Source organism: Microbispora cellulosiformans (assembly GCF_008728085.1).
Lineage (GTDB): Bacteria > Actinomycetota > Actinomycetes > Streptosporangiales > Streptosporangiaceae > Microbispora > Microbispora amethystogenes.
The window spans coordinates 100,641-125,456 of sequence record NZ_VYTZ01000012.1 but is presented as its reverse complement, the minus strand read 5'-3'; the positions used below and the strand labels follow the sequence as shown (position 1 = coordinate 125,456).

General features: G+C 72.8%; 23 protein-coding genes and 1 pseudogene. 13 read left to right on the top strand and 11 right to left on the bottom strand.

Going from position 1 to position 24,816, the window contains the following annotated elements:
- Nucleotides 1-81: 81 nt before the first annotated feature.
- Genes F5972_RS28270 through mfd form a run of 3 tightly spaced genes read right to left on the bottom strand, consistent with a single transcriptional unit; the run spans nucleotide 82 to nucleotide 5,349 of the window.
- Nucleotides 82-1,101: a MazG family protein gene (locus tag F5972_RS28270; RefSeq protein WP_150937618.1), complete on the bottom strand. Its 1,020-nt coding sequence runs from the start codon at nucleotides 1,099-1,101 to the stop codon at nucleotides 82-84.
- A gap of 34 nt (nucleotides 1,102-1,135) precedes the next feature.
- Nucleotides 1,136-1,786: a SurA N-terminal domain-containing protein gene (locus tag F5972_RS28265; RefSeq protein ID WP_150937616.1), complete on the bottom strand. Its 651-nt coding sequence runs from the start codon at nucleotides 1,784-1,786 to the stop codon at nucleotides 1,136-1,138.
- Between the two features lie 53 nt (nucleotides 1,787-1,839).
- Nucleotides 1,840-5,349 (bottom strand): transcription-repair coupling factor, encoded by a 3,510-nt coding sequence (gene mfd / locus F5972_RS28260; protein WP_150937614.1) that lies wholly within the window; start codon nucleotides 5,347-5,349, stop codon nucleotides 1,840-1,842.
- Between the two features lie 275 nt (nucleotides 5,350-5,624).
- On the opposite strand from mfd, the gene F5972_RS28255 reads away from it, so the two are divergent.
- Complete coding sequence (locus F5972_RS28255) at nucleotides 5,625-6,356, top strand: methyltransferase domain-containing protein (RefSeq protein ID WP_191910345.1); 732 nt, start codon at nucleotides 5,625-5,627, stop codon at nucleotides 6,354-6,356.
- Nucleotides 6,357-6,534: 178 nt separating this feature from the next.
- A pseudogene (cysC, locus tag F5972_RS28250) lies at nucleotides 6,535-7,758 on the top strand (adenylyl-sulfate kinase); the annotation flags it as partial.
- A 16-nt stretch (nucleotides 7,759-7,774) separates the two neighbouring features.
- Here the strand turns inward: cysC and F5972_RS28245 are convergent.
- From F5972_RS28245 to F5972_RS28230, 4 genes are all read right to left on the bottom strand, one after another.
- Nucleotides 7,775-8,815 (bottom strand): TolB family protein, encoded by a 1,041-nt coding sequence (locus F5972_RS28245; RefSeq protein ID WP_150937610.1) that lies wholly within the window; start codon nucleotides 8,813-8,815, stop codon nucleotides 7,775-7,777.
- Nucleotides 8,816-8,838: 23 nt separating this feature from the next.
- Nucleotides 8,839-10,194 carry an MFS transporter gene (locus F5972_RS28240; protein ID WP_150937608.1) on the bottom strand — a complete coding sequence of 452 codons (1,356 nt, stop codon included), beginning with the start codon at nucleotides 10,192-10,194 and terminating at the stop codon, nucleotides 8,839-8,841.
- 4 nt (nucleotides 10,195-10,198) lie between these two features.
- A complete protein-coding gene (locus F5972_RS28235) occupies nucleotides 10,199-11,059 on the bottom strand; it encodes an alkaline phosphatase family protein (protein WP_150937606.1) in 861 nt (286 codons plus the stop codon).
- 157 nt (nucleotides 11,060-11,216) lie between these two features.
- Nucleotides 11,217-12,284, bottom strand: a complete 1,068-nt coding sequence (locus F5972_RS28230; protein ID WP_150937604.1) for a glycoside hydrolase family 26 protein — start codon at nucleotides 12,282-12,284, stop codon at nucleotides 11,217-11,219.
- A 296-nt stretch (nucleotides 12,285-12,580) separates the two neighbouring features.
- On the opposite strand from F5972_RS28230, the gene F5972_RS28225 reads away from it, so the two are divergent.
- The 8 genes from F5972_RS28225 (at nucleotide 12,581) to F5972_RS28195 (ending at nucleotide 20,325) form a co-directional block, all read left to right on the top strand.
- The gene (locus F5972_RS28225) at nucleotides 12,581-13,972 is read left to right on the top strand and encodes a Wzz/FepE/Etk N-terminal domain-containing protein (RefSeq protein ID WP_150937602.1); all 1,392 of its coding nucleotides are present in this window, start codon (nucleotides 12,581-12,583) and stop codon (nucleotides 13,970-13,972) included.
- Complete coding sequence (locus F5972_RS28220) at nucleotides 13,969-15,552, top strand: hypothetical protein (RefSeq protein ID WP_225311972.1); 1,584 nt, start codon at nucleotides 13,969-13,971, stop codon at nucleotides 15,550-15,552. The genes F5972_RS28225 and F5972_RS28220 overlap by 4 nt, the downstream gene beginning before the upstream one ends.
- Complete coding sequence (locus F5972_RS28215) at nucleotides 15,549-16,550, top strand: hypothetical protein (RefSeq protein ID WP_150937600.1); 1,002 nt, start codon at nucleotides 15,549-15,551, stop codon at nucleotides 16,548-16,550. Before F5972_RS28220 ends, F5972_RS28215 begins: the two co-directional genes overlap by 4 nt.
- A gap of 67 nt (nucleotides 16,551-16,617) precedes the next feature.
- Nucleotides 16,618-17,475: a sulfotransferase domain-containing protein gene (locus F5972_RS28210; RefSeq protein WP_225311971.1), complete on the top strand. Its 858-nt coding sequence runs from the start codon at nucleotides 16,618-16,620 to the stop codon at nucleotides 17,473-17,475.
- Nucleotides 17,442-18,887, top strand: coding sequence for a lipopolysaccharide biosynthesis protein (locus tag F5972_RS28205; RefSeq protein WP_225311970.1), 1,446 nt, complete (start codon nucleotides 17,442-17,444; stop codon nucleotides 18,885-18,887). Before F5972_RS28210 ends, F5972_RS28205 begins: the two co-directional genes overlap by 34 nt.
- A 32-nt stretch (nucleotides 18,888-18,919) precedes the next feature.
- Nucleotides 18,920-19,825, top strand: coding sequence for a sulfotransferase (locus F5972_RS28200; protein WP_263641869.1), 906 nt, complete (start codon nucleotides 18,920-18,922; stop codon nucleotides 19,823-19,825).
- Between the two features lie 3 nt (nucleotides 19,826-19,828).
- The gene (locus F5972_RS39000; protein ID WP_263641868.1) at nucleotides 19,829-19,963 is read left to right on the top strand and encodes a hypothetical protein; all 135 of its coding nucleotides are present in this window, start codon (nucleotides 19,829-19,831) and stop codon (nucleotides 19,961-19,963) included.
- Nucleotides 19,964-20,091: 128 nt separating this feature from the next.
- Entirely contained in the window at nucleotides 20,092-20,325 is a 234-nt protein-coding gene (locus F5972_RS28195; RefSeq protein WP_150937594.1) for a hypothetical protein, read from the top strand.
- A gap of 110 nt (nucleotides 20,326-20,435) precedes the next feature.
- On the opposite strand, the gene F5972_RS28190 is transcribed toward F5972_RS28195, so the two are convergent.
- Both F5972_RS28190 and F5972_RS28185 read right to left on the bottom strand, forming a co-directional pair.
- Nucleotides 20,436-20,996 carry a flavoprotein gene (locus F5972_RS28190; RefSeq protein WP_150937593.1) on the bottom strand — a complete coding sequence of 187 codons (561 nt, stop codon included), beginning with the start codon at nucleotides 20,994-20,996 and terminating at the stop codon, nucleotides 20,436-20,438.
- 39 nt (nucleotides 20,997-21,035) lie between these two features.
- A complete protein-coding gene (locus F5972_RS28185) occupies nucleotides 21,036-21,536 on the bottom strand; it encodes a MarR family winged helix-turn-helix transcriptional regulator (protein WP_150937591.1) in 501 nt (166 codons plus the stop codon).
- A 98-nt stretch (nucleotides 21,537-21,634) separates the two neighbouring features.
- On the opposite strand from F5972_RS28185, the gene F5972_RS28180 reads away from it, so the two are divergent.
- From F5972_RS28180 to F5972_RS28170, 3 genes are all read left to right on the top strand, one after another.
- Nucleotides 21,635-22,591: an EamA family transporter gene (locus tag F5972_RS28180; protein ID WP_150937589.1), complete on the top strand. Its 957-nt coding sequence runs from the start codon at nucleotides 21,635-21,637 to the stop codon at nucleotides 22,589-22,591.
- Nucleotides 22,592-22,658: 67 nt separating this feature from the next.
- Entirely contained in the window at nucleotides 22,659-23,318 is a 660-nt protein-coding gene (locus F5972_RS28175; protein WP_225311969.1) for a cyclodeaminase/cyclohydrolase family protein, read from the top strand.
- Nucleotides 23,315-24,199 (top strand): bifunctional 5,10-methylenetetrahydrofolate dehydrogenase/5,10-methenyltetrahydrofolate cyclohydrolase, encoded by an 885-nt coding sequence (locus F5972_RS28170; protein WP_150937587.1) that lies wholly within the window; start codon nucleotides 23,315-23,317, stop codon nucleotides 24,197-24,199. The genes F5972_RS28175 and F5972_RS28170 overlap by 4 nt, the downstream gene beginning before the upstream one ends.
- Before the next feature lies 1 nt (nucleotide 24,200).
- On the opposite strand, the gene F5972_RS28165 is transcribed toward F5972_RS28170, so the two are convergent.
- Together F5972_RS28165 and F5972_RS28160 are read right to left on the bottom strand one after the other, a co-directional pair.
- Nucleotides 24,201-24,458 (bottom strand): hypothetical protein, encoded by a 258-nt coding sequence (locus F5972_RS28165; RefSeq protein ID WP_150937585.1) that lies wholly within the window; start codon nucleotides 24,456-24,458, stop codon nucleotides 24,201-24,203.
- Complete coding sequence (locus F5972_RS28160; RefSeq protein WP_150937583.1) at nucleotides 24,455-24,754, bottom strand: DUF6247 family protein; 300 nt, start codon at nucleotides 24,752-24,754, stop codon at nucleotides 24,455-24,457. Before F5972_RS28160 ends, F5972_RS28165 begins: the two co-directional genes overlap by 4 nt.
- Between the last annotated feature and the right edge of the window lie 62 nt (nucleotides 24,755-24,816).

Below are 24,816 nucleotides of genomic sequence, written 5' to 3'. Positions count from 1 at the left end.
AACGCTCCTAGCAAAAAGGCGGGCGGTTTGCGACCAGAGCCTATCGGTCCCTACTGCACGGTACGGCGGAGGGGCTGGGCTTCACGGCGTGTCCCGCGGCTCCCCGGCCTGCTCTGTGCCGATCTGCTCTGTGCCGATCTGCTCTGTGCCGGCCTCCCACCGCTCGACGCGCCGCCGATACTCCCTGGCCGCCGCCCTGAGCTCGGCCTCGGGGTCGAGTCCGTCCTCCTGGATCGTCCGTACGAGTGCGAACAGGCGGGCCCCGGCGCCGGAGGGGAGGCCGTCGGCGAGCGAGGCGGGCGCACCGGCCCGGCCGGCCCGGCGGAGCAGCTGGGCGGCCAGGGAGATCGCGGGCTGCCCCATCGGCACGCCGCTGAGCGCCGACGAGGTCTCGCCCTTGGCGGCGCGCTCGGCGGCCTTGATCGTCTCCCAGTTGTCGCTGACCTCTCCGGCCCCGGTCACCCGGACGTCGCCGAAGACGTGGGGGTGCCGGCGCACCAGCTTCTCCACGATGCCGGCGGCCACGTCGTCGACGTCGAAGCCGCCACCCTCGGCCGTCCGCTCCTGGGCCACCCGGGAGTGGAACATCACCTGGAGCAGCAGGTCGCCCAGCTCCTCCCGGAGGGCCGGGTAGTCGCCCTGGTCGATGGTCTCGAGCACCTCGTAGGCCTCCTCGACCAGGTAGGGCGCGAGCGACTCGTGGGTCTGCTTGCGGTCCCACGGGCACTCGCGGCGCAGCCGGTCCATGACCTGGACGAGATCGAGCACCCGGGCCCCGGGAAGGTCGTAGGAGCCGGGGACGACCTCGATCTCCGGCGGGTCGTCCAGGGAGAGCGCGGCGTGGCCGACCGCGCGCATGAGGTCCTCGTCGCCGTCCTGGGCGGCCAGCCACACCACCGTCGCCGTACGGCTCTCGCGGGCGAGCGCGCCCGGGTCGGGCGTCACCACCTCGACCACGACCCCGGCCTCGCCGAGATAGGGCAGGTACGGATGGTCGGGGGCGCCGGTGAGCACCCGGCCCCGGGTGAGGGCCCGCCACGCCGCGGGAGCGAGCAGGCCCGGGGCGACCCGGGGCGAGGTGGTCACCACGATCAACGACATGCCCTCACCCTAACGACCGGTGAGCGGCCGCCGCTCAGCCGGCGGCCGGCGGAGCCTCCTCGGCGGCCCCTCCAGCGGGAGCGGCGGGCGCGGCGGGCTGGTACGCGCCGAAGCGGTCGTCGGCCACGAAGCCCTGCGCGGGGTCGTACTTGCCGTACCGCGGGCTGTACTTCACCGGGACCGTCGTCTCGGCCTCCTGGAGCACCTTCTGCCCCGCGGCCTGCTGGCTCGCCTCGTCCTGGCCCGCCCCGGCCTGCTGGGCCAGCTTCGACCGGATGATGTAGGCGCGGAGGAAGGCCCGGCTCTGGTCCTTCGGGATGCCGTTGGCCAGCAGCACCTTGTCGAACTGCGCCCAGCCGCCCTGCGCCACGGCGAGGTCGTCGATGTCCCGGTCGCTGGCGGTGACGCCCTTGCGCCGGCCGAGCTCCTCGAACTGCCTGCTGAAGGTCATGTTGAGCAGCACCATCTGCGGCAGCGAGGCGGGCAGCTGGAGCTGGTCCTCGGGGATCTTGTTCGCGGCGAGGTCGGCGCGCAGCGCGCGCACCTCGTCGTTCACCTGGCTGGAGGTGATGCGCTCGTTGCCGATGATGGCCGCGGAACCCGCCTGCACCGGGCCGCCGCAGGCGGTCATGGCGATACCGGCCGCCGCCAGCGTCACGGCGACGCGCACTCGATACGACTTCACGGACAATCCTCCCGAACGACACCGGCCAGGCGTAGTGTTGACGATTTCGCGGGTCACTGTACCCGCATCGGCTCCAGGAACAGGGCCTCGACCAGGTCCCCGCACCATTTCAGCAGGTCGAGGTCGCGCAACGGCTGCCCGCCGATCGGCTTGGTCTTGGGCACCGGCACGAGCAGGGTCCCGGTCGCCTGCTTCCACAGCGATCGGGGATAGAGCCGCTGCAGCCGCACCTGCTGGGAGTCCCTCAGCTCCACCGGGGCGAACCTGATCTGCTGGCCCTGCAGCGTCACGTCCGTCAGCCCGGCCCGCCGCGCGTTGATCCGGAAGCGGGCCACCTCCAGCAGGTTGTCCACCTCCTGCGGCGGCCTGCCGTACCGGTCGGTGAGCTCGTCGCGGACCGCCGCGATGTCGTCCTCCGAGCCGATGGCCGCGATCCGCTTGTACGCCTCCAGCCGCAGCCGTTCGGAGGTGACGTAGTCGTGCGGCACGTGGGCGTTGATCGGCAGCTCGGCCTTGACGTCCGGCCGCTCCTCCGTCTGCGTGCCCCCGGTGAGCTTCGCCTTCTGCTCCTGGACGGCCTCGGCCATCATCCGGACGTACAGGTCGAAGCCGACACCCGCGATGTGCCCGGACTGCTCGGCGCCGAGGATGTTGCCGGCGCCACGGATCTCCAGGTCCTTCATCGCGACGTACATGCCCGCGCCCATCTCGGTGTGCTGGGCGATCGTGGCGAGCCGCTCGTGCGCGGTCTCGGTCAGCGGCGACTCGGGCGGGTAGAGGAAGTAGGCGTATCCCCGCTCGCGGCCCCGGCCCACCCGGCCGCGCAGCTGGTGGAGCTGCGACAGGCCGTAGTTGTCGGCCCGGTCCACGATGAGCGTGTTGGCGTTGGGCACGTCGAGGCCCGACTCCACGATCGTGGTGCACACGAGCACGTCGAAGTTGCGCTCCCAGAAGTCCACCATGATCTTTTCGAGCTGGGTCTCGTTCATCTGCCCGTGCGCGACCGCGATCCGCGCCTCCGGCACCAGCTCGTGCAGCCGCGCGGCCACCTTGTCGATCGTGCGGACCCGGTTGTGGACGAAGAACACCTGGCCGTCGCGCATCAGCTCGCGCCGGATCGCCGCGCCGATCTGCTTCTCGTCGTACGGCCCGACGAAGGTGAGGATCGGGTGCCGCTCCTCCGGCGGGGTGAGGATCGTCGACATCTCACGGATGCCGGTGAGGCCCATCTCCAGCGTCCGCGGGATCGGCGTGGCCGACATGGCGAGCACGTCGACCTGCGTGCGCATGTGCTTCATGGCCTCTTTGTGCTCGACGCCGAACCGCTGCTCCTCGTCCACGATGATCAGCCCGAGGTCCTTGAACCTGACCTCCGGCGACAGCAGCCGGTGGGTGCCGATCACGACGTCCACCCCGCCCGCGCGGAGGCCCTCGAGCGTCTCCCGCACGTCGGCGTCGGTCTGGAACCGGGAGATCGGCTTCACCGTGACGGGGAAGCTGGCGAACCGCTCGCCGAACGTCGACAGGTGCTGCTGCACCAGCAGCGTCGTCGGCACGAGCACGGCGACCTGCTTGCCGTCCTGCACCGCCTTGAAGGCCGCCCGCACCGCGATCTCGGTCTTGCCGTAGCCCACGTCGCCGCAGATCAGGCGGTCCATCGGGACCGCCCGTTCCATGTCGCGCTTGACCTCGTCGATCGCTTCGAGCTGGTCGTTCGTCTCGGCGTACGGGAAGGCGTCCTCCATCTCCCGCTGCCAGGGGCTGTCGGGGCCGAAGGGGTGGCCCGGGGAGGCCATCCGGGCCGAGTAGAGCCGGATCAGCTCGCCCGCGATCTCCCTGACCGCCTTCTTGGCCCGGGTCTTGGCCTTGGCCCAGTCGGCGCCGCCCATCCGGTTGAGCGTGGGAGCCTCGCCGCCGACGTAACGGGTGACCTCGTCGAGCTGGTCGGTCGGCACGTAGAGCCGGTCGCCCCTGGCGTACTCGATCACGAGGTACTCCCGGGTCGCGCCCTGGATCGTGCGCTGCACCATCTCGATGTAGCGGCCCACACCGTGCTGCTCGTGCACCACGTGGTCGCCGACCTTGAGCTGGAGCGGGTCGACCATGTTGCGGCGGCGCGACGGCAGCCGCCGCATGTCCTTGGTCGAGGCCTTCTGCCCGACCAGGTCGAGGTGGGTCAGCACGGCGACGCCGGGCGCGATGAACCCGTGGTCGATCCGCCCGGTGGTGACCTGCACGACGTCGGCGGGCAGCGGGCCGTCGAGGGACGGCACCAGCCGCGCCGCCACGTCCACGCCCCGCAGCAGCTCGACCATCCGCTCGGCCGGGCCGTGTCCCTCGCTCAGCAGCACGACCGCCCGGCCCGCGCCGAGCCAGCCCTTGATGTCGGCGAGCGCGCGCTGGGTGTCACCCCGGTACGCCTCGACGTCCTGGGCCTCCAGCTCGACGCCCTCCCCGAAGGGGGCGATGCTCCACCACGGCTGGCCCAGCTCACGGGCGTGGTCGCGCACCTCCTCCAGGGTCCGGAACGAGGCCGCCTCCAGGTCGATCGGGGCCTCGCCGCCGGCCGCCGCGGCGATCCACGACGCCTCCATGAACTCCTGGCTCGTCCGCACCAGATCGACGGCCCGGCCGCGGATGCGCTCGGGGTCGCAGACGAACACGGCGCACCGCACCGGCAGGTGGTCGAGCAGCAGGTCCATCGACCCGGCGAGCACGGGCGCGAACGCCTCCATGCCCTCGACCGGCACACCCTCGGCGAGCTGGTCGAGCACGTCCTTGAGCGCCGGGTGCTCCTCCCCCAGCTCGCGGGCCCGCCGCCGTACGTCGTCGGTCAGCAGCAGCTCACGGCAGGGCGCGGCGAACAGTCCGTCGCGCGCGACCTCCAGGGAACGCTGGTCGGCCACCTTGAACCAGCGGATCTCCTCGATCGTGTCGCCCCAGAACTCCAGCCGGAGCGGGTGCTCCTCGGTCGGCGGGAACACGTCGAGCAGGCCGCCGCGCACGGCCACCTCGCCGCGCTTCTCGACCATGTCGACCCGGTGGTAGCCGTTCTGCACCAGCCGGGCCACCACGTCGTCCAGGTCGGCGTCGTCGCCCGCGTGCAGCCGTACGGGCGCGAGGTCGCCGAGGCCGGACACGATCGGCTGCAGCAGCGAGCGGACCGGGGCCACCACGACGCGCAGCGGCCCGGCGGCCGGGTCGCCCTCGATCGGGTGCGCCAGCCGCCGCAGGACGGCCAGGCGCTGGCCGACCGTGTCGCTGCGGGGCGACAGGCGCTCGTGCGGAAGCGTCTCCCAGGCGGGGAAGACGGCCACCGTACTCTCGTCGATCAGGCTCGTGAGCGCCGCCGCGAGGTCCTCCGCCTCGCGCTCGGTCGCCGTGATGGCGAGCACGGGCCGTACGCGGGACAGCGCGGCCACGGCGAACGGCCGCAGCGCGGGCGGCGCCACCAGGTCGGCGCCCAGCTGGGCACGCGGATCGGCGGGCTGTCCGGCGGCGTCGAGCGCGGCGGCCAGCCCTGGTTCGGCGGAAACGAGGTCGAGCAGTCCGGAAAGAGACATTGATGCCTTCAAAAGCCCCGTGACTAAGACAGCAGGCGTGCGGACACGGGCCCGATCCGCGAGACGATCCCGACCGGGCCGCGGCTACCAAGGCTACCCCGGTTTATCCGGCCCACTCCGTCCGGCCGCTCGAGGCCTGCGGTTCGTCGGCCGTGCCGGAGGCGCGCGACAGGAGCTTCCCTCGGTATTCGCTCGTTCCCTCGCTCCTCGGTCCGGACATGATGGGTGACGGCAAATGCGCAACGATGAGTCGTCAGGTGATTACTCTCGGTGTCATGACAGAGGTTCGGGTGTCGTCCGCCGACCAGGACGACGTGTTCAGTCAGCGGATCCGCGAGCAGTGGACCGACCAGCTCGGGCGGCGGCTCGACATCCTCATCGCCGGGTGCGGCCGGGGCGGCGAGCTCGACGTCGGGCGGTACGAGCCCAGGATGACGGGGGTGGACGAGGATCTCCCGGCGCTGCGGGCCCGCACCGCCGCCCGGGGCGACCTGGAGGCGTCCCATCTGGGCGATCTGCGCCTGGTGCCGATGCCGCCGCGCTCCTTCGACGTCGTCTACGTGTCGTTCCTGCTCGAACGCATCCGCCACGCCGAGCTCGTGCTCGACCGGCTCGTCGCGGGGCTGCGCCCCGGCGGGCTGCTGCTGCTCAAGATGCGCGACCGCAGGTCGGCGTACGGCTTCTGCGACCGGACGATCCCCGGCTGGTTCAGGCGGACGGTGTGGCGGGCGCTCGCCCCGGCCGGGACCGTGGGACCGCTGCCGGCGGTCTACGAGCCGCTGGCGTCGCGCGAGGGCATCCAGGCGTACTGCCTGATGCGCGGGCTCATGATCGCCGAGGACTACTCGGCGGTGAGCGGTTCGGCCCGGCGGGGCCCGCACCCCACTCTGGTCGCCCTGGTCTGCCGGGCCGTGGCCGCGCTCTCGCGGGGCGGGCTCAACGGCACCGAGGACGAGATCACCATGGTGATCCGGCGGCCCCAGAACCACTTCGCCCGCCTCATCTGACCGGGCTTCCGCCGTCAGGCCGGGGTTCCGCGGCACGTTCTGCGACACGAGGGCCGGGCATCGCCGCGATGTCCGGACCTCGCGGGGTTCATGGGCGGGTGCGAAGGGCTCGGGTGCGGCCGTACTCCGAGGTAAGGTTTCCTGACCATCCGACGACCCACCGACCGACGAAGCGGAACCCATGACCGAGTGGACGCCCGACGCGCGTGAGCTGGCCGACCTTGAGCTGCTGCTGTCCGGGGCGTACGCGCCGCTGACCGGCTTCCTCACCGCCGCGGAGGCGGAGAGCGTGGCCGGGCGCGGGCGGCTGCCCGGCGGCGCCCCCTGGCCCGACCCGGTCACGATCGCGCTGCCCGACGAGATCGGGCCCGGCGACCGGGTGACGCTGAAGGACCCCGAGGGCGCGGCGGTCGCGGTGCTGACCGTCACCGAGCGCGACGGGCACCACGCGGCCGGGCCGGTCGAGGCGCTCGACGCCCCTGTGTACGGCCCGTTCGCGCGGCTGCGCCGTACGCCGGAGGAGGTGCGCAAGGACCTGCCGGACGGCGGCGAGGTCCTCGCGGTGACCATGCGCGGGCCGCTCGACTCGGCCGCGCTCGACGACGTCGCGGCGACCGCGGAGGAACTGGACGCGGCCGTGCTCCTGATGCCCCTGGTCTTCGGCGAGGCGGGTCCGGCGGTGGTGCGGGCCGCGCTCAAGGCGGCCGAGCGGCTGCCGGGGGCGATGGTGGTCGCGGTGCCGCTCGCGCCGCGCGAGGACGCCGAGATCGACCTCGAACTCCGCGAGCACGTGGCCCGCAACTACGGCGCCACCGAGCACTACGCCGGCCCCGCGCCGGTCACGATCCCCGGGCCGCCGCACCGGCGGGGGCTCGTCGTGTTCTTCACCGGGCTGTCCGGCTCGGGCAAGTCGACGATCGCGCGGGGGCTGCGCGACGCGCTGCTGGAGCGGGGCGGCCGCACCGTCACCTACCTCGACGGCGACGTCGTGCGGCTCATGCTGTCGGCCGGGCTGACGTTCTCGCGGGAGGACCGCGACCGCAACATCCGCCGGATCGGGTTCGTCGCCGCCGAGGTCGCCCGGCACGGCGGCCTGGCGATCTGCGCGCCCATCGCGCCGTACGCCGCGACCCGCGACGAGGTGCGGGCGATGGTCGCGGAGGTCGGCGGCGACTTCCTGCTGGTCCACGTGGCCACGCCGCTGGAGGAGTGCGAGCGGCGCGACCGCAAGGGCCTGTACGCCAAGGCGCGGGCCGGGCTGATCCCGGAGTTCACCGGCGTCTCCGACCCGTACGAGGAGCCGGAGGACGCCGACCTCGTCCTCGACACCACCGGCATGACGATCGAACGCGCGGTCGGGTCCGTGCTGAATCTCGTCACCTCGGGCGGCTGGATCCGCTAGCCGCGACGGCAGTCACTCACTCCACGACGACGGGGGCGAGCGCGGCGGTGAGCAGGCGGCGCGGGGCGCCCGAGCCGTCCGCCGGCGCGGCCCAGATGTCGGCGCCGAAGTCCCCCGGCAGGGCGTAGCCGAGCGTGCGGGCGTCGAGCCACACCGCCTGGTCGTCGACGCTGCGCCGCTCGGTGACCGGGGTCTCCCGCATCGTCCGGAGGTCGAGGACGTACAACCGCCACGGCGCGTCCTCGGGCAGGCCGGGCACCCGTCTCTTGAACGCGACGCGGGTGCCGTCCGGGGAGAGGGACGGGCACTCCACGTTCTCCCGGACCGTGGTCAGACTGCGGGCCGCGACGTCGCCGCGGGCCAGCCACGTGCGGCCCCCGGTCGCGAGGGTGACCCAGAAATGGCCGTCATCGGCGAAGGTCACCCCCCACAGGTTGACGTCGGCCGCGTGATAGGGACGGCCGTCCTTGACGACGCGGTAGGTCTCCAGGTTGTCCCGCAGGGACCAGGTGCGCGTGTCCAGGATCGAGGTGCGGGTGGAGAAGTTCGTCCCCGCGTACGAGTCGCCGTTCACGAAGACGGTCCAGGCCGCCATGCGGCCGGACGGCGAGACCCTCGTGCGGGTCGGGATCCCGGCGAGGGGGAACGCGCGCCGCTCCCGCAGGCGCGCGTCGAGCACCACGGCCCGGTAGGTGTCGCCCAGTGAGCCGTGTACGGCCTGCAGGCACGAGCCGGTGCCGGACGAGGCGTGGAAGCGCAGGCACCGCACTCCCGCCGAGACGCGAGCGGCTCCCGGGTCGTCCGCGGGCACGGCGACCACCTCGTCGCGGTGCGGACCCCACTCCATCGTCCGGAAGAGCATCCTGCGCTCGTGTCCCGCCGCGAGTGTGACCGCTCCCGGACCGGCGGCGGGCTCCCCCGCCAGCGGCAGGCCCCGGCTCTCCGCCCGGGCGGCGGCGTGCACCACCGCCCAGACGGACAGGCCCCCGAGGAGCAGGACCGCGGCCAGCAGGACCGTCAGGCGGGGTGGGACGGTCCGGCGGGGTGGGACGGTCACGGGACTCCCTTCTCGTCGCACGCTCAGGTCGCCCGCTGCCGGGAGGGGCCGGCGGAGGAGCCGGGGGAAGGGCCCCCAGGCGGGCCCGAGGATGGGCTTGCTGACGGGCGCAGTGCGGCGATCGCGACGGGGGTGGAGATCGCCAGCCCTGCCGTCGCGACGGCGAGGGCGGGGCCGTCGCCCCAGGCCGTCCAGACGGCGCCGAACGCGATCGAGCAGGCGAACCGGGCGAGGGCCTGGCCGGTGCCCACCAGGGCCAGCCCTCTCGCCCGCATCGCGTCCGGCACGAGGCCGGCGACCGCGGCCGCCAGCACGCCGTCGGTCGCCGCGTAGAAGGCCCCGTGCAGGACGAGCACCGCCGCCACCGGCACCATCACCGGCACCCCCGGCAACGGCCCGCCGGGGACGGCCAGCACGAGCCCGTACGCGGCGAGCAGCGCCAGGTGCCCGAGCAGGAACAACCTCCGCCGTCCGATCCGGTCGGCGACGACGCCGAGTGGGACGGCCAGCAGCAGGAAGGCGGCCGCGGTCCCGAGCGGCAGCAGGGGGAACCACTGTGCGGGCACCTCGAACCTGCGCTGCAGCAGCAGGTAGACGAAGGAGTCGCTCACCGTCGTCAGCCCCAGCAGCACCGCGCACGCCGCGAGCCGCCGTACGCCGGGCATCCGCAGAAGCGCGGTCACCCGGAGCGTCCCGGAGTGCGCCGCACTCCCATCCGCGTCGGTCAGGTTGGCGGCGGTGTCGGCGTGGGCGGGGCGGGCGGGGACGAAGAGCACGAGCACCATCACGCCCAGCGCGGCGACGCAGGAACTTACCGTGAAGACGGCGTCGTAGCCCTCCGCCGCCACGCCGAGCACCAGGAACGCCAGGACCGGCCCGCAGAGGGCTCCGGTGGTGTCCATCGCCCGGTGCACGCCGAACGCCCGCCCCCGGCGCTCGGGCGGGGTGGCCAGCGAGATGAGGGCGTCCCGGGGCGCGGTGCGCAGGCCCTTGCCCGTACGGTCGAGGGCCAGCACCGCGCCGATCGCCGGCAGGGTGTGGGCGAGGAGCAGCAGCGGCTTGCACAGCGCCGACAGGCCGTAGCCGGCCACGGCGACCGCCTTGTGCCGCCCGCCCCCGCCGTCTGCGAGGTGACCTCCGGCCAGCCGCACCAGGGCGCCGACCCCGTTGTAGACGCCGTCCAGCACCCCGAAGCCGAGCGGGGACAGCCCCAGCGCGGAGACGAGATAGAGCGGCAGCACGGCGGTGACCATCTCCGCCGACACGTCCGTGATCAGGCTCACCGCGCCCAGGGCCAGCACGGTTCCCGGAACGGCCGCCCACCGCCGTCCCCGGTGCGGGGCGACGGCGGGCGTGCCGCGGCTGTCCGCGAGGTACACGCGGTCAGTTCCAGACGCCGGAGATCGCCGACGCCGAGGCGGCGTTGCCCGCGTGGGCGGTGCCGTACATGTCCTCGATGGTGCGCAGCAGGTTGTAGTGGTTGTAGGTGGTCGCGGAGGACGATCCCGCCCGCACCGGCTGCCCGTACAGCACGGTGGCGATCCGGTTGCCGCTCAGCCGGTTGTCCTCGTCGAAGGTGACCACGAGCAGGCTGTTGTGGGTCTTGGCCCAGGTCGCGTACGCGCCGAGGTTGTTCTTCAGCCAGGTGTCCCCGGTGGACACCGAGCAGTCGTGCATGTCGCTGCACAGGTTCGGGACGACGAACGACACCGCCGGCAGTTTGGTGAAGTCGGTGGGGAACTGGGCGAAGGTGTACGCGGTGGACGTCGGCACGTTGGAGAACCCGAACCAGGGGTTGTGCTTGCGGGCGTACTTCCCGCTGCTGCACGTGGTCGAGCCCTGGCTGGGCAGCGTCTCGTTGTAACTGGCCCAGGTCCTGCCCGCGGCGATCAGCTCCGACGCCAGGTTGGGCTTGGAGCTGAAGCCGGGCGTGTAGCAGGAGTCGTCGGTGATGCCCTGCGTCGACCCGGAGAACATGGCGAAGTAGTTGGGCTGGCTGGGGTGGGTCTCGGCGTAGAACGCGGTCAGGTTGGCCCCGCCGCTCTTCAGCGAGTTGATGTACGGCGCGCTGGAGCTGCCGACGACCTGGGAGTAGGCGTGGTTCTCGAAGACCACGACCACCGTGTGGTCGGGTGTCGGCAACGTGGCCGCCTGGGCGCTGAGGCCTCCGGTGGCCCACAGGCCCAGGGAGGCGGCGGACAGCGTGAGGGCGGCGGCGAGAGCGGTGATCCGGCGGGACGGCATGGCTGTCCTCCACAGGGGGGTGTCTGCGACCGGCTCAGGTTAGGAACGCGTCGTGACGCGGACCGCACGCCCGACGTGAAGATGGGCCGAACGGTGAGTGAAGACCGTTGTCACCCGATTTCCGGGGCGCCTCGCTGCGGCTGACGAAGCGGGCGGGTCAGGAGGCCGGCACCGGCGTGGAGGTGAAGCGGCGGTCCCGGCCGAGCTGGGCGAACGCCCGGGTGGCGCCGGGCGTGGTGTCGAACCGGGTGTCCCCCCGGGGCGCGAGCGGCGAGTCGAAGTAGACCAGCGCCTTGATCTGGGGATAGTTCCCGATCTGGCGGGCGACGGAGTCGAAGAAGTCGCGCTTGAAGTGCGGCGCGTCCGGCCGCTCGAACGCGCCCCACTCGGCGACCATGATCGGCTTGGCCGGGAACCTGGCCTGCATCCACCGGTAGAACCCCGGCCAGCCCGGCACATCGGGGCGGGTCTTGTCCACCAGCCCGGCGAAGTCGCCCACCCGGCCGTCGGCGTAGGGGTCGAACGCCACCCAGTCGACCACGTCGTCACCCGGGTAGAGCCGGCCGAACCACGGCCTGGCCGTCCAGTTGGGTGCGCCCATGTAGGTCATCACGGTCACCGCGTTGCGTACGCCCTGCTCCCGCAGACGGGTCACGACGTGGCGGAACATGGCGGTGTAGTCGGCCGCCGAGTATCCCCCGCCCTCGCGCACGTCGTTTTCCGGTTCGTGGTGGATCGTGAGGAAGAACCGGCCGGGGAAGGTGCGTCTGACGTGCTCGGCGAGCCGGTCGATCCGCCCGTCCACGTCGCCGCGGGCGACCTCCGCCCAGGTGTGGTCGAGCGCGGGCTTCCAGTTGACCAGCAGCAGGCGGGGCCCCTTCGCGACCTCCCGCTCCTCCGCGGTCGGGAAGAGCTCGCCGCCCCGGTGGTAGACGTGCACGATGTCGGCCCTGCGGCCCATCCGCCGCTCGGCGAGCTCGATCGCCCGGACCGGGCCGCGCCCGGAGAAGACGTCGGGCGCGATCCCCCACCACGCCCCGCACGTCGGGATCAGCTTGTCCGTGACCGTGCAGGCGCCCGGCGCCCGCGCGGCGCCGTTCCCCGGCTTTCCCGGCCCCGCGCCGGTTCCGAGCCCGCCTGTCGTGGTGCCGCCCGTCGCGGTGCCCCCGCAGGCCGTCAGGCACGCCCCCGCCACCAGTACGGCCACGCCGGTGGTCCGTCTCATCGCGCCCCCCTGTCCCCGCAATGGATGGGTGAACACCATCCCACCGATTCCCCGGATTCCGAGGCCGTTTTCCCGATCTCACGCGTACGGAAATAGCGCGTTTTAAGTAGCTAATTGACGGCCATTGTCCCGAGGAAAATCAGCAATAGCCGGGGACGAAAGTCCGCCGCCGCCTATAGTTCGAAATCGGGTCACGCCGGAGGGCCGCCCGGACCGCGGACACGCCCGTCTCCGACGGCGTGCCGCCGCTGTGCCGCGACCGCGGCGGGGTGACGAACGAGCGCACGGAGAGATCCATGAGCCTGCCGCCGCACAGCCGGGACATCGGGGAGTACGGTTCGGTGCTCTGGCGCAGGCGGCTGGTCGTGACCGTCTGCCTGCTGGCCGGGGTGGGCGGCGGGGCGGCGGCGCTGGCGGCGACCCCCGCGCGGTACACGGCGGTCGCCCAGGTGCAGGTGCTGCCGACCGGCATACAGGAACAACTCAACACACCGAGCACCCGGCAACGCGAACCACTCAATCTCGACACCGAATCACAGATTGCCCGCTCGGCGGTCGTTTCCGCCCTTGCCGCCAGAACTCTAAAATATCAGGATTCGGAGGAATTACGGGAGCACGTCATGGTGGACGTGCCACCCAATTCCGCGATCCTCTCCATTTCCTACACGGCGTACGATCCCGGGGCCGCGGCGGCGGGCGCCCAGGCGTACGCGGAGGCGTATCTGCACAATCGCGCCCGCGCCGCCGAGGACGCGCTCGCCGCCCAGCTCAAGCTCATCTCCGCGCGGCTGCGCCAGGTCGAGGACGACCTGGACGAGGCCGCCGGGACCACTCCGGCGGCCGCGCGGACCGGGCAGACCCCAGGGCAGGCCACAGGGCAGGCCGCTCGCACGGCCGGGCAGGCTGATCCGGTGGCCCGGCTGGGAGCGGCCCGGCGGCAGGCCGTGCTCGCCCGGCAGGTGTCGGATCTCACCCTGCGCCACGACGCGCTCAGGACGGTCGCGGTCACGCCGGGCACGGTGATCAGCCCGGCCCGGCCGCCGATCCGGCCCAGCAGCCCCAGCCCTCCGCTATTCCTGGGCAGTGGCCTGTTCCTCGGGATACTCGCGGGGGCGGGCGCCGCCTTCGCCCGCGACCGTACGGACACGCGGTTGCGCACCTGCGCGGACGTCGAGCGGATGTGCGGCCTGCCCCTGCTCGCCGAGCTTCCGGTCAGACCGGGTCCGGAGTTCCTCGGCGAGATGGCCGCCGCCGTCGCCACGTCGCTGGGCGGTGGCCCGCACCGGCTGCTCGTCGAAGGCGTCGGCGACGGCACCGGACCTCGGCGGGGCGGGGACGGCGCCAGGACAAGGCGGGTGGGGGCCGGCAGCGGAGCCCGGCGAGCCGGTGCGGACGACGCGGCCAGGCAGGTCGCCAGGGGACTCGGCGGCACGCTCGCCCGTCTCGTGCCGGCGACGGTCGTGACCGCCCGGGCCGCCCACCCGGACGCCGCCCTGCTGCTCGTCGGCCTCAGGCGGACGACCTCCACCGAGGTCGCCCGGGCCGTACGGCAACTCGGGCGGCAGGGAGCGCGGGTGGTCGGTGTAGTCACCGTGCCCCGGGGGTTCACCGGATCCCAGGGAATCACCGCGCCCGTCACCCCACCCGTCTCCGAGCCCGTCACCGAGCCCACGAGGTGGAGCGCTTGACGTCGCCCCCGCCACACGCCGCCTTCGCCGGCCGCGTCGATCCCCCGCCGTACGCCGGCTTTCGCGGCCCGGCCGCTCCCTCGCCGCACGCCTCGGGCGAGAGCGGGCGGCTGCCCGCGGCCGGGCCCGCGCACGCGAAGCGCCGGGAGCCCGTGGAGACCTCGACACGCCCGGCGTACGCTTCGCCGCCCGCCGGCGTACGTGAACCGGCGCGTGGCAGGCACCGCGTGCCGGCGAATGGAGCGGCGAGCGGAACGGCGCGCGGAACGGCGCGGGCGTCCGCGGCGGCGTGGCCGATCGGGGCGCTCCTGCTGGGCTATCCGCTGTGGTGGGCGCTCGGCCTGGGATCCCTGTCGGCGGTGGTGCTGGCCGTGCCGATGGCGGTGGTGCTGTGGCGCAGGCGGCCGATCAGGGCGCCGAAGGGCTTCGGCCTGTGGGCGCTGCTGCTGACGGGCTACCTCGTCAGCGCGCTCACGCTCGCCGAGACCCCGGACGGCACCTACGGCGAGCTGAACACCGGCCGGGTCGTCGGCTACCTGATGCGGCTCGCGGTCTACGTCTCGCTTCTGATCATGGTGCTCTACCTGGGCAACCTGACCCTGGAGGAGCTGCCGCAGCGGACGCTGGTGAGGTGGCTCGGCGCGCTGTTCCTGACGGCCGTCGCGGGCGGGCTGCTCGGCGTCCTCGCCCCGCGCTTCGAGTTCACCTCGCCGCTGGAGATGGCGCTGCCGTCGTGGCTGGGTGGCAACCCGTTCGTCGCCAACCTGATCCATCCGACGGCGGCCCAGGTGCAGCACGTGCTCGGGCACGCCTCGCCGCGCCCGGAGGCGCCGTTCGAGTGGGCCAACGCCTGGGGCAGCGACGTCTCGGTGCTGGTGATCTGGTTCGTGGTGGGCTGGTGGACCTACGGCGGGCCGTACCGGCGGGTGGCGGCCGTGCTGCTGCTCGCCGTCGCGGCGGTACCGGTCGTCTACTCGCTCAACCGGGGCCTGTGGATCGGGCTCGGGGTCTCGGCGGCGTACCTGGCCGTCCGGGGCGGGCGGCCCCTCCTCGCGGGCCTCGTCACGGCCGTCGCGGGGGTCGCCTTCCTGCTGTCGCCGCTGAGCGGGATCGTCGCGCAGCGCCTGGACAATCCACAGAGCAACGGCATCCGGGCCTTCACGATCGCGACCACGGTGCGGGTCGCGGCCTCCTCCCCGGTCATCGGCTTCGGCAACACCCGCACCGCGTACGGCAGCCACCGCACGGCCACGACGGGCCGCAGCGCGTGGTGCCCCGACTGCGGCCATCCGCCGCTCGGCAGCGACGGGCACCTGTGGCTGCTGCTGATCAGCCAGGGCTTCACGGGGGCGCTGCTGTACATCGCCTTCTTCGCCGGCGCGGTGCGGCGTTACTGGGCCGACCGGTCGCCGATCGGCAAGGCGGGGACGCTCGTGATGATCCTCGTGCTGCTCTACATGGTCGTGTACGACGGGCTGGTGAGCGCCCTGACCCTCTACCTGATCTCCTTCGCCCTCCTGTGGCGCAACGGAGCCGCGACGGCCACCGGTGCGTTCCCCGGCGATCGGCGGCGCCCATGAGAGACGCGGCGGTCCGTCTCCGCTACCTCGACGAGGTGCTCGAAGCGCTTTTCCCGACCGGTGGGGACCGGAACGGTGACCGGGCCGCCGGGGGGACGGCGCGCACCGTGCTGCCGCACCGCCTCGTGCCCCGGCGAGTGGTCCCCCGCGCGTGGTGGCACGCGGCGCTGGGCCGCCGCCTGCCGGCCTGCGGGGCGTCCGGCACGATCGAGACGCACCTGAGCGAGGTCTTCGACCGCCGCGTGCGCGTCGTCGTCCACGTCAGGCCCGCCCGCCGGGCCAACCGCAAACCGATCCTGGAGGCGTACGACTCCTCCGGACTCGTGGCGTTCGTGAAGATCGGCGATTCCGAGCGAGCCCGCGCGCTGGTGCGGCACGAGGGCGAGGTGCTGCGCGGGCTCGCCGACCGGGCGCTCAAGGTCGTCGTGCCGCCCACGGTGCTGCATCACGGTGTGTGGCGTGGCCTGGAGGTGCTGGCGCTGTCATCTCTGCCTGTCCCCTCCCGCCCGTTCACCTCCCGTAGAGTGCCCGCCGGCCTGCTCGCCTCGGCCGTACGGGAGATCGCCGCCCTCGGCCCCCGAACCGGCCAGGCCACAGACGACTCCCCGCACGGCGACCCGTACGCGGGCCTCGGCCGGACGGCGGCGTGGCACGGGGACTTCACTCCGTGGAACACGGCGGCGGGCGCGGACGGACGGCTGCTCGTGTGGGACTGGGAGCGGTTCGCCGTCGGCGCGCCCGTGGGCTTCGACGCGCTGCACCACTTCTTCCACCAGGCCCTGCGCCGGATGCCTCCCCCGGTCGCCGCCCGCGCCTGCCTGGCCCAGGCGGGCCGGATTCTGGAGCCGTTCGGCGCCGACGCCGCCGGAGCGCGTCGTACGGCGGCCCACTATCTGATCACCCTCGCCGAGCGGCACCGCCGCGACGGCCATGAGCCGCTCGGGTCCCCCGCCACCTGGCTCAACCCCGCCATCGACCACTTGGAGTGCCTCCTGTGAAACCTGTCGGACGCGCCCGATCGCGCGGGCGAGCTTCTTCCGTCCCGGGACTGTGGAAGGGGCGACCGTGACGTCCGTACTGAAGCGCTCGGCCCACGCCGTCTCGTTCGCCGCCGGACGGCTCACCACGGAGGCGCGGGTGCTCCCGTCGTTCCTCATCGCCGGAGCGCAGCGGTGCGGCACGACCTCGCTCTACCGCGCGCTGTCACGCCACCCGCTCGTGATGAAGCCGGTGCTGCGCAAGGGCGTCCACTACTTCGACATGGCCTACGACCGGGGCCTTCCCTGGTATCGCGCCCATTTCCCGCTGGTGACCACGGCCCGGGCACTGGGCCGCAGGCACGGCGGCCGCGTCCAGGCCTTCGAATCCACCCCCTACTACCTCTTCCATCCCCTCGCGGGGGCCCGGATCGCCGCCGACCTGCCCGGCGTCAAGCTGATCGTCCTGGTCCGGGACCCGGTCGAGCGGGCCTGCTCCGCCCACGCCCATGAGCTGGCGCGGGGCTACGAGACCGAGCCGAGCTTCGAGCGCGCCGTCGAACTCGAACCACTCCGCCTCGCCGGAGAGATCGAACGGCTGCGGGACGTACCCGGCTACGTGAGCGCGGCCCACCGGCACCACGCCTATCTCGCCCGGGGCCGGTACGCCGAGCAACTGGCCCGGCTGGAGCCCCTCCTCGGCCGCGACCGGATCCTCGTCCTCGACAGCGGGCGGATGTTCGACGACCCGGGCTCCGCGTACGACCGGGTGCTGGAGTTCCTGGACCTGCCCCGGATCGGCGGCGTGGAGTTCGCGCGGCACAACGCCCGGCCGCGTACGGGCGTCGTGCCCGAGTCGGTGCGCCGCCGCCTGATCGAGCACTTCGAGCCGTGGGACGCCCTGCTCGTCCGATGGCTGGGAGCCGACCCGTCATGGCGCCGCTGACCGGGGCGGTGCGCCGGGGGCCGTTCCGGCGCGGCCTGGTGCGGCACGGCGCCGCCGGTCTGGCCGCCGCCGCGACCGCCGCGACCGGGCAGTTCGCGATCGTGCTGGTGGTCACGCGGACACTGGAACCACGCGCCGCCGGCGCGTTCTTCACGGCCACCACGGCGTGCCTGATGCTCGCGGGCGTCGTCCGCCTCGACACCGGCAACGGCCTCGTCCACGCCCTCGCCGGGAGCCGTACGGGACCGGCACGCAACGCCAGGGCGGCGGCATCGGAGCGGGGAGTCCCGGCAGACGCCCCGCACCAAAAGGTGCCTCCTGGATTGCTGCGGGGGGTTCTGGCAGGTGTCCCTCAACCGCGGCGATGTGTCCGTGGTCAGTCGGCGGGGATGGTGCGGGGGGTCCTGGCCCCGGTGGGGGCGCTGGCGTGTGTGGCCGCAACCGGGGTCTGGCTGGCGGCAGGTCCGCTGGCCGGGCTGACCGGCGTGTCCCCCGGCGTCTGGGCGGTGCTGGCCGCCGCCCTGCCGTTCGTGGTCCTGTCGGACGTGCTGGTCTGCGCCACCCGCGGCCTCGGCACGATGCGGCCGACCCTGCTGATCTCCGGGGCCGTCCAGCCGCTCGGCCAGCTCGCCCTCGTCACCGCGGCCGTACTCGCAGGGGCTCCGGCACCGGTGCTGGCGGCGGCCTGGGCACTGCCCTCCGTGGCCTGCGCGGTGCTCGCCGCCGTCCGGTTGCGCGGCCTCGGGCCGTACGACGTGGGAGACGTGCGCGCCTTCTGGCGGCACACCGCGCCCCGGTCGGTGGCGGCGGCGGTGCAGTCGGTGTTCCAGCGGCTCGACGTGGTGGTCGTCGCGCTGCTCGCCGGGCCGGCCGCGGCGGCCGTCTACACCGCCGCGACCCGCTTCAAGGTGGTGGGACAGCTCGCCGGTCAGGGGCTCGCCCAGGCCGCGCAGGCCCGCCTGGTCAGGGCCCTGGCGGAGGGCGACCTGACCACGGCCGAAAGGGTGTACCGGACCACGACGAGGTGGCTGGTCGGGCTGACGTGGCCGCTCTGGCTGGGGTACGCGGCGCTCGCGCCGTTGGCGCTGTCGCTGTTCGGGCCCGCGTACGCGGGGGGTGTCGCGATCGCGCTCGTCCTGTCGGCCACGATGATGGTCGCCACGGCCTGCGGGATGGTCGACGTCGTGCTCGTCGCGGCCGGGCGTACGACGGCCAGCCTGGCGAACGTGTCCGCGGCCGTCGCCGTGACAATCGCCCTCGACGTGCTGCTCGTCCCCGCGTACGGCGCGCTGGGAGCCGCGCTCGGCTGGTCGGGCGGGGTGCTGGTGAAGAACCTGCTGCCCGCCGTGCAGGTCTCCCGCCGCTACGGCCTGCGTCCGTTCGGCCTCGGTCCTGTCGCACGGACGACGTGAGGCCTCCGTACGGGTGCGCCGCTGGGCCGCCTGTGCTGGTCACGGGCCTGCCGCGCAGCGGCACGAGCTGGGTGGGCCGGATGCTCACGGCGAGCGGCCGTCTGGTCTACGTCAACGAGCCGCTCAACCCGCAGCGCCCGCCCGGCCGCTCCCCCGGCGTGCTCGACGCGTCCGTCACGCACCGGTTCCAGTACATCTGCCCGGACGACGAGGCGCCCTGGCTGGCGGCGTTCTCCCGTACGGTCGCACTGCGCTACGGCTGGTCGGCGGAACTGCACCGCAACCACCGGCCCGGCGACCTCGCCAGAATGGCCAAATACGGCACCGCCTTCACCCTCGGCCGGCTGCTCGCCCGGAGGGCGCTGCTGGACGACCCGTTCGCGCTGCTGTCCGCCGAGTGGTTCGCTGATCGCCTCGGCTGCCGGGTGATTGTCGTGGTCCGCGACCCCGTGTCGTTCGCCGGAAGCTGGCGGCGGCTCGGCTGGTCGGTGGACGTCCGCGAACTGCTGAGCCAGCCGCTGCTGGTCCGCGACCATCCGTACGTCGCCGAACTGGAGTCCGTCGCCGACGGTCAGGACCTGATCGCGGGGGCGGCCATGCTGTGGCGGGTCGCCCACCAGGTCGTTCGCACGGTGACCGGCCGCACCGCCGGCATCAGGATCGTGCGGTACGAGGACCTGTGCGCGGCGCCGCTCGACGGCTTCCGCGACCTGTACGCCTGGTGTGGCCTGCCCTGGACCGATCGCGCCGCCCGCCGCATCGCGGCCGCCTGCACGTCCCGCCGCGCTCCGGCCCGGTCCGCGTTCACCTGGACCGGCCTGTCCCGTACGGCCTTCCGCCCCATGGACTCCCGCCAGGCTCTCGCCTCGCCTTCCCTCCCCGCCGAAGACGCCGCCCAAGTACGGACCCTGACCACCGATCCGCCCATATTCGACTGAACAGTGGTCGAGTGGCTCTCCGGCACCGCCACCGCCTGGACGGAAGTGCTGGACGGCCTCACGCCCGCCGAACGTGCGACGATCGTGACCACGACGCGCGCCTTCGAAGCCGCCCTGGACAGGCACACGAGCACCTGATCCGGGGACGCCAGGCTCTGGCGCGGGGAACCCCATCGCCACCGCCCGCGCAGGGCCGTCGTCCGGGCCCGTGCGATCGAGGCCTCCAGAGCGGTCATCGATCTCCAGCGGCCGCCCGAACCCTGATCATGGCCCTGGTCCCTCTCGCCGCTCTTCTCCTCGTCCACCGGCTGGGCCTCACGCTCCCGTCCCCTTTCGACGACGGCGCCTTGATCGCGGCCCTCGCCTGGGCCGTCGTCCTCCTCCTGGGTCTCCTCGATCCGAACTTCCCCGTCCACCTGGCCGCCGTCCGCGCCCTGACCTCGCTCAACCCGTTCACCCGAGCCGCGGAGAAGAACCCGGGCAGACGGTTCAGCCCGTGACCGGTGCTGGTGCTTGCTGCGAGCCGGTGCGTCTGTCGAGGTCCTGAACCCACTTGACCGCGACCGCGGCGACCTGGATCAGCTCACCGCGCGAGCTGGTGGGGACCGCTTCAGCCGGACGAAGAGCCGAACGTGCCGCGCATGGCGTGCAGAGCGTCGTGCAGACCTTCCCAGGGGAAGGAACCCGCTCCGGGTGCACCTGAATCGGGGGCGGGGAGCCGGTCCCAGTCGAGAACCATCCGCACGCCCCATTCCTTGAGCCGGGCCACGCTGCCGGGGAAGGCGGGATGCCTCGCGAGCGCGTGGTTGGGCCACGGCGCGGCGACGATCGGCAGACCAAGGCCGATCGCTTCGTTCAGCAGGCCCAGCGCCAGCGTGTCGCTGATGCCCAGGGCCCACTTGTTGGTCGTGTTGAAGGTCGCCGGGACGACCGCCATGGCGTCGGCCGGGGGCAGCACGTCCGGTTCCTCGGGCCGCTTGTAGTCGTGCCGTACGGGATAGCCCGTGAGCGTGCTGAGCCGCTCGGCGTCGACGAACTTCATACCTGACGGCGTCGCGATCACACAGACCGTCCAGCCGTCCGCCTGAAGACGCTCCACGAAGGCGGGAAGCTCACCCGCCGGCCGTCCCCCACACGCGATCACGTACAGAACCGGCTTGCCTTCTGTCATATCCCGCTGTTCTCCCTCTCGTTTCGTCGGTCGGTCTCGTCAGCCAAGGGTCGTGTCGCCGAGGGATGCGAGGAGGGTGCGCAGGGCGTCGGCGAGGTGGTCTCGGTCGCGGGGGTCGAGGGCGGCGAGCAGGCGCTCCTCGTTCGCGACGTGCGGCGCCAGCATCTCGTCCACGAGCGCGAGCCCGCGGTCGGTGAGCCGCACCCGGACCGATCTGCGGTCCCCCTCGTCCGGCAGCCGATCGACCAGCCCCTTGGCCACCATCCGGTCGATCCGGTTGGTGATCGCGCCGGAGGTCACCATCGCCGCCTTGACCAGGGCGCCCGCCGCCAGCTCGTACGGCGGGCCCGAGCGCCGCAGCGTCGCGAGGACGTCGAACTCCCAGTGCTCCAGCCCGTACGACGCGAAGAACTCCTTCAGCTCCCGGTTGAGCAGCTTGGCCAGCCGCGAGACCCGGCCGACGACGCCCATCGGCCAGGGGTCCACATCCGGCCGCTCCCGCCGCCACTGATCCAGCAACAGGTCCACGGCGTCGCCCATCGCGGCCTCTCCAGATATCTCAACGTTCGCTTATTTGACGTTGAAGCTTCGTAGGTGTTTTTATCTCAACGTTGAGATTATCAACGGAGGAGTAAGGCATGGGAGCCTCGAACCGTACATCCCTCGCGATTGCGGGCACTGTGGCCGTCACCGGGTTGACTCCACTGGTGTGGGGCTCGACGTATGCCGTGACGACCGAGTTCCTGCCGCAGGACCGGCCGCTGTTCACCGCGCTGACCAGGGCGTTACCGGCTGGGCTCGGGCTGCTCGCCGTCACCCGTGTGCTGCCGCGCGGACAGTGGGTCTGGCGGGCCGCGGTGCTCGGCGTGCTGAACATCGGAGCGTTCTTCCCGTTCCTGTTCCTCGCGGCATACCGGTTGCCCGGCGGCGTCGCCGCCGTGCTGGGTGCGGCGGGCCCCTTGTTCGCGCTCGCCTTCGCCCGCGCCCTGCTCGCCGAACGGCCGACCGGCCGGAAACTGCTCGCCGGCCTCACCGGGCTGGCCGGCGTCGGCCTGGTCGTCCTGCGCGCCGACGCGGCGCTCGATATGGTCGGCGTGCTGGCCGGGCTCGCCGGGGCCGCCTCCATGTCCGCCGGAACAGTACTGACCAAGCGCTGGGGTCGTCCCGAGGGCGTCGGAGCCCTCGCGCTCACCGGGTGGCAACTGACCGCGGGCGGGCTGCTGCTCCTCCCGGTCGCCCTGCTCATCGAGGGGGCGCCGCCCGCGCTGAGCACAGAGAACGTCCTCGGCTACGCCTATCTCGGGATCGTCGGCACCGCCTGCGCGTACTGGATCTGGTTCCGCGGCATCTCCCGGCTCCCCGCGACCTCGGTCGCCTTCCTGGCCCTGCTCAGCCCGGTGTCGGCCACCGTGATCGGCTGGGCGGCACTCGGTCAGGCCCTCACCCCGATCCAGTTGCTCGGCATGGCCCTCGCCCTCGCCGGCACCCTGCTCGGCCAGTCCCCCGGGTCCTCTCCCCACCGGCCTCCCGTACGGCCCTCCACCCCGGAAGGTGGTTCCGTCCCACTGAGCGATCTCAAGGCCGTAAGCTCCTGACTCTCCGCAGGCGACACGCGTGCGCCGAGGCCGGACGTCCGGACGGGCGTGGGACGATTCTCACGTTGTGTTGCGACGAGCAGGGAGACAAGCGGAGGGCGGCGCGATGCGCGAGGAGACGATCGGCGACTTCCTGTTCCACCTCGCCGACCGGGTGCCGGCGCCCGGCGGAGGGGCCGCCGCGGCCCTGCAGGCCGCCCAGGCCGTGGCGCTGCTGGGGATGGTCGCGCGCTACAGCACCGGCGAGAAGTACGCCGAGCACACGTCCCTGGTCGAACGGATCATCGGCGAGACCGACGTGCTCCGGTCGGAGGCCCTGCGCCTGGCCGAGGACGACGCGACGGCCTTCGGAGCGGTCGCCGAGGCCTACAAGCTGCCCAAGGACACCGACGAGGCGAAGGACGCCCGGTCCGCCGCCATCGCGCGGGCCCTGGTGGGGGCGGGCACCGTGCCGGCGAAGGTGGTCGCCGTCGCCCGGCGGGCCGTCGAGATCGCCGAGGAACTGCTGCCCGTCGCCAACCGCAACGTCGTCTCCGACATCGCCGCCGCCACCGAGGCCGCGCGGGCCGCCGCGACCACCGCCCGGGTGAACATCGAGATCAACCTGGGCGGGATCAAGGACGAGAAGGTCCGCGCCGGGCTGGCCGCCGAGGCCGCGGAGGTGGACGACGTCGCCGCACGTGCCGAGCGGGTCACCGCCGCCGTACGCGAGGAGATCGCCGGATGAGCGCCCGCGTGCTGTCCGGCAAGGAACTCGCCGCCTCCATCCGGTCCGAGGCCACCGCGCGGGCCGCCGAACTCGCGGCGGCCGGGACCCCCGCGAAGCTCGCGGTCGTCGTCGCCACCGCGGACGAGTCCAGCGCCTGGTACGTCCGCTCGATCGCCCGGGCCGCCGAGAAGTCCGGGATCATGTGCGAGATCGTCGACCTCGGCGCGGAGGCCGAACCCGCCCTGATCCGCGACAGGCTGGCGTCGCTGAGCGCCGACGACACCGTGCACGGGATCATCCTCCAGACCCCGCTGCCGCAGGGGGCCAGGCTTGAGGACCTGGCCGGAGCCATCGCGTTCGAAAAGGACGTCGACGGCGCGAACCCGCTGTCGCTCGGCCGCCTGGCCGCGGGGCTGCCCGCGTTCGCCCCGGCGACCGCCGAGGCGGTCGTCGCGATCCTCGACCACCACGGCATCGACCTGGCCGGTAGGCACGTCGCCGTGGTCGGCCGCTCCACCGTCGTCGGCAAGCCCGCCGCCCATCTCCTGCTGGACCGGAACGCCACCGTGACGATCTGTCACTCCCGTACGAGGGACCTGGCCGCCATCACCTCCACGGCCGACGTGGTCGTCGCCGCGGTCGGCCGCGCCGGCCTGATCACCGCCGAGCACGTACGGCCGGGAGCGGTCGTGGTGGACGTCGGCACCAATCCCACCGAGGACGGCGGCCTGGTCGGCGACGTGGACGCCGTCGCGGTCGCCGACAGTGCCGGAGCGCTCACACCCGTGCCCGGCGGCGTCGGCCCGGTGACCACCGCCCTCCTGCTCCGCCACACCGTCCACGCCCTTCGCTCGTCCGCAGGTGGCGGCCTTGGCGCTGTGAGGGAGGCGGAATCCTAGGTCAGCCGACCCAGAGGATGTCGATGATGCGCAAGGTCCGGGTGTCCTCGTCGAGGATGAATGTGATCATCCCCTGGCTGTCGTTTCCGAAGAATGCCTGTCTCACCATGGACTGGCCAGGACGCTCCGTGACCGCGTCCCACGGGTCGCGAAGGAGCTCGATGAGGCGTTCCAGCAGTGCGCCATCCCGCACATCCTGGGGAAGACCGTTCAGCTCATACAGGGCGCGTCCGTGGAAGCCGTCGAACTTGTAGCTCACACCCGGCCTTCCCACTCCGGCGGGGTGTAGCGGGCGAACATCTCCGTTCGCTGCTGTAGCGCGTCCTGGATGGCTTCCTCGTAACCCGGGCGAGCGTAAGCGATCGCCCGCAGTCGCCACTGACGCAGCAGCGTCTGCACTTGCTTGAAGCGAGCCAAGTCATGGGCGGCGTCCAACGCGTCCTCGTACTCGGCCCGGAACCGAGCGCGGTGCACCGGCGGAAGCGCCTCGAAGATCGCGGCCGGGTCCTCGCCGGGGTCATGGAGTCCAGAAGATTCCAGAGGCTGAGCGGTCATACCGACCAATCTATCTGTCGTATGAGGAAAGTCCTGTCGATGTGGCCGAGAGCGCCTGCGGC

Bases quoted from the DNA above. Each gene is read 5' to 3' on its own strand.
- F5972_RS28185 (WP_150937591.1), bottom strand. From the start codon at position 21,536: ATGGGCGACGCCGTGGACCTGTTGCTGGATCAGTGGCGGCGGGAGCGG.
- mfd (WP_150937614.1), bottom strand. From the start codon at position 5,349: ATGTCTCTTTCCGGACTGCTCGACCTCGTTTCCGCCGAACCAGGGCTG.
- F5972_RS28190 (WP_150937593.1), bottom strand. From the start codon at position 20,996: ATGACAGAAGGCAAGCCGGTTCTGTACGTGATCGCGTGTGGGGGACGG.
- F5972_RS28195 (WP_150937594.1), top strand. From the start codon at position 20,092: ATGGCCCTGGTCCCTCTCGCCGCTCTTCTCCTCGTCCACCGGCTGGGC.
- F5972_RS28160 (WP_150937583.1), bottom strand. From the start codon at position 24,754: ATGACCGCTCAGCCTCTGGAATCTTCTGGACTCCATGACCCCGGCGAG.
- F5972_RS28205 (WP_225311970.1), top strand. From the start codon at position 17,442: ATGGCTGGGAGCCGACCCGTCATGGCGCCGCTGACCGGGGCGGTGCGC.
- F5972_RS28170 (WP_150937587.1), top strand. From the start codon at position 23,315: ATGAGCGCCCGCGTGCTGTCCGGCAAGGAACTCGCCGCCTCCATCCGG.
- F5972_RS28270 (WP_150937618.1), bottom strand. From the start codon at position 1,101: ATGTCGTTGATCGTGGTGACCACCTCGCCCCGGGTCGCCCCGGGCCTG.
- F5972_RS28180 (WP_150937589.1), top strand. From the start codon at position 21,635: ATGGGAGCCTCGAACCGTACATCCCTCGCGATTGCGGGCACTGTGGCC.
- F5972_RS28235 (WP_150937606.1), bottom strand. From the start codon at position 11,059: ATGCCGTCCCGCCGGATCACCGCTCTCGCCGCCGCCCTCACGCTGTCC.
- F5972_RS28230 (WP_150937604.1), bottom strand. From the start codon at position 12,284: ATGAGACGGACCACCGGCGTGGCCGTACTGGTGGCGGGGGCGTGCCTG.
- F5972_RS28215 (WP_150937600.1), top strand. From the start codon at position 15,549: ATGAGAGACGCGGCGGTCCGTCTCCGCTACCTCGACGAGGTGCTCGAA.
- F5972_RS28225 (WP_150937602.1), top strand. From the start codon at position 12,581: ATGAGCCTGCCGCCGCACAGCCGGGACATCGGGGAGTACGGTTCGGTG.
- F5972_RS28255 (WP_191910345.1), top strand. From the start codon at position 5,625: ATGACAGAGGTTCGGGTGTCGTCCGCCGACCAGGACGACGTGTTCAGT.